This is a genomic window from Dolichospermum sp. UHCC 0260 (assembly GCF_009711985.1).
GTDB classification, from domain to species: domain Bacteria; phylum Cyanobacteriota; class Cyanobacteriia; order Cyanobacteriales; family Nostocaceae; genus Dolichospermum; species Dolichospermum lemmermannii.
Genome location: NZ_VIKZ01000113.1, coordinates 1699 through 4922 on the forward strand (window position 1 = coordinate 1699; position 3224 = coordinate 4922).

A 3224-nucleotide genomic window follows, 5' to 3' on the forward strand; every position below is an offset into this window, starting at 1 on the left:
GACTGCTGGGTTAAATTCCAGCCAGAACCTTGAAAACTGCATAAGAGAACGAGAAATAGCAGGCAGACGAAACATGAAAGTGTTTCTGAAAGCAAAGAAAAAGAAATGTGGTCAAGTTAATAAGGGCTAATGGTGGATACCTAGGCACACAGAGGCGATGAAGGACGTGGTTACCGACGAAATGTTCCGGGGAGTTGGAAGCAAACTTTGAGCCGGAAATGTCCGAATGGGGCAACCCTATGTACTACCTGTTGAATATATAGACAGGAAAGAGCCAACCCAGCGAACTGAAACATCTTAGTAGCTGGAGGAAGAGAAATCAAACTAGAGATTCCCTCAGTAGTGGTGAGCGAAAGGGGAAGAGCCTAAACCAAGGGATTTATCCTTTGGGGTCGTGGGACAGCGAGATCGAATCTAGAGACTAAACGAAACAGCTAAATACTGTACCAGAGGGGGTGAAAGTCCCGTAGTTGAAAGTCAAAGGATAGTAGCTGAATCCCGAGTAGCATGGAGCACGAGGAATTCCATGTGAATCAGCGAGGACCACCTCGTAAGGCTAAATACTACTGTGTGACCGATAGTGAACAAGTACCGCGAGGGAAAGGTGAAAAGAACCCCGGAAGGGGAGTGAAATAGAACATGAAACCATAAGCTTACAAGCAGTGGGAGTCCGATTTAACGGATGACCGCGTGCCTGTTGAAGAATGAGCCGGCGACTTATAGGCACTGGTAGGTTAAAGCGAGAATGCTGGAGCCAAAGGGAAACCGAGTCTGAACAGGGCGATAAATCAGTGTTTATAGACCCGAACCCTGGTGATCTAACCATGTCCAGGATGAAGCTTGGGTAACACCAAGTGGAGGTCCGAACCGACTGATGTTGAAAAATCAGCGGATGAGGTGTGGTTAGGGGTGAAATACCAATCGAACCAGGAGCTAGCTGGTTCTCCCCGAAATGTGTTGAGGCGCAGCGGTAATGGTTAAATTTGGGGGGTAAAGCACTGTTTCGGTGCGGGCTGGGAGACCGGTACCAAATCGAGACAAACTCAGAATACCCAGAAGAAGACATTGCCAGTGAGACAGTGGGGGATAAGCTTCATTGTCAAGAGGGAAACAGCCCAGACCACCAGCTAAGGTCCCCAAATCATCGCTAAGTGATAAAGGAGGTGAGATTGCCTAGACAACTAGGAGGTTTGCCTAGAAGCAGCCACCCTTGAAAGAGTGCGTAATAGCTCACTAGTCAAGCGATCTTGCGCCGAAAATGAACGGGGCTAAGCGATGTACCGAAGCTGTGGGATTGATATTAAATTATTAATCGGTAGGGGAGCGTTCCGTCGTAGGTTGAAGCAGTAGCGGCGAGCAGCTGTGGACGAAACGGAAGTGAGAATGTCGGCTTGAGTAGCGCAAATGTATGTGAGAATCATACACCCCGAAACCCTAAGGGTTCCAGAGCCAGGTTCGTCCACTCTGGGTTAGTCGGGACCTAAGGCGAGGCCGAAGGGCGTAGTCGATGGACAAAGTGTCAATAGTCACTTACTGTTCTGTGGGAGCATAGAGAGGGACGCATCAAAGATAGCCATACCCTGATTGGTTTGGGAGGAGTTTACGAACTCCGAGTGGTGAAGGATAGTGCCAAGAAAAGCTCGCTATGTGATGAAGATAGAACACCCGTACCCGAAACCGACACAGGTAGGGAGGTTGAGAATACCAAGGGGCGCGAGATAACTCTCTCTAAGGAACTCGGCAAAATGGCCCCGTAACTTCGGGAGAAGGGGTGCCCACCTCAGACGTGGGTCGCAGTGAAGAGATCCAGGCGACTGTTTACCAAAAACACAGGTCTCCGCCAACTCGCAAGAGGACGTATGGGGGCTGACGCCTGCCCAGTGCCGGAAGGTTAAGGAAGCTGGTCAGCGAAAGTAAAGCTGGCGACTGAAGCCCCGGTGAACGGCGGCCGTAACTATAACGGTCCTAAGGTAGCGAAATTCCTTGTCGGGTAAGTTCCGACCCGCACGAAAGGCGTAACGATCTGGATGGTGTCTCAGAGAGAGACTCGGCGAAATAGGAATGTCTGTGAAGATACGGACTGCCTGCACCTGGACAGAAAGACCCTATGAAGCTTTACTGTAGCCTGGAATTGTGTTCGGGCTTCGCTTGCGCAGGATAGGTGGGAAGCGGTGAGTTATTCCTTTTGGGGAATAAGGAGCTAACGGTGAGATACCACTCTGGCGAAGCTAGAATTCTAACCCACGACCGTCAGCCGGTTGGGGAACAGTTTCAGGTGGGCAGTTTGACTGGGGCGGTCGCCTCCTAAAAAGTAACGGAGGCGCGCAAAGGTTCCCTCAGCACGCTTGGAAACCGTGCGACGAGTGTAAAAGCAAAAGGGAGCTTGACTGCAAGACTGACAAGTCGAGCAGGTACGAAAGTAGGCTTTAGTGATCCGACGGCGCAGAGTGGAATGGCCGTCGCTCAACGGATAAAAGTTACTCTAGGGATAACAGGCTGATCTCCCCCAAGAGTCCACATCGACGGGGAGGTTTGGCACCTCGATGTCGGCTCATCGCAACCTGGGGCGGAAGTACGTCCCAAGGGTTGGGCTGTTCGCCCATTAAAGCGGTACGTGAGCTGGGTTCAGAACGTCGTGAGACAGTTCGGTCCATATCCGGTGCAGGCGCAAGAGTATTGAGAGGAGTCCTCCTTAGTACGAGAGGACCGGGAGGAACGCACCGCTGGTGTACCAGTTATTGTACCAACAGTAAACGCTGGGTAGCCAAGTGCGGAGAGGATAACCGCTGAAAGCATCTAAGTGGGAAGCCCACCTCAAGATGAGTACTCTCACTACAATTTGTAGGTAAGGTCACGGGCAGAACACCCGTTAATAGGCTCTAAGTGGAAGTGCAGTAATGTATGAAGCTGAGGGGTACTAATAGACCGAGGGCTTGACCTCTATTCAATTAAAAATTGATAATTAAAAATTAAAAATGAAGGTTTTTGGTGGTTAATTATCACTGTTGATTCTCGTTCTTTTTGCAGTCTTCAGGGTTGTGAATACCCTAAGTTAAAAATCGGTAATTAATTTTTAATTCTGAATTTTTAATTTTTAATTGTTTCCTGGTGTCTATGGCGCGGTGGAACCACACTGATCCCTTCCCGAACTCAGAGGTGAAACGCTGCTGCGGCGACGATAGTTTAGGGGTAGCCCTCCGTGAAAATAGCTCGATGCCAGGTTT

2 rRNA genes are annotated in these 3224 nt (G+C 49.8%); both read left to right on the top strand.

The window, feature by feature from the left end:
• Positions 1-109 precede the first annotated feature (109 nt).
• Positions 110-2941, top strand: a 23S ribosomal RNA gene (locus FJR08_RS22945).
• Between the two features lie 163 nt (positions 2942-3104).
• A 5S ribosomal RNA gene (gene rrf, locus FJR08_RS22950) occupies positions 3105-3222 on the top strand.
• Positions 3223-3224 lie beyond the last annotated feature (2 nt).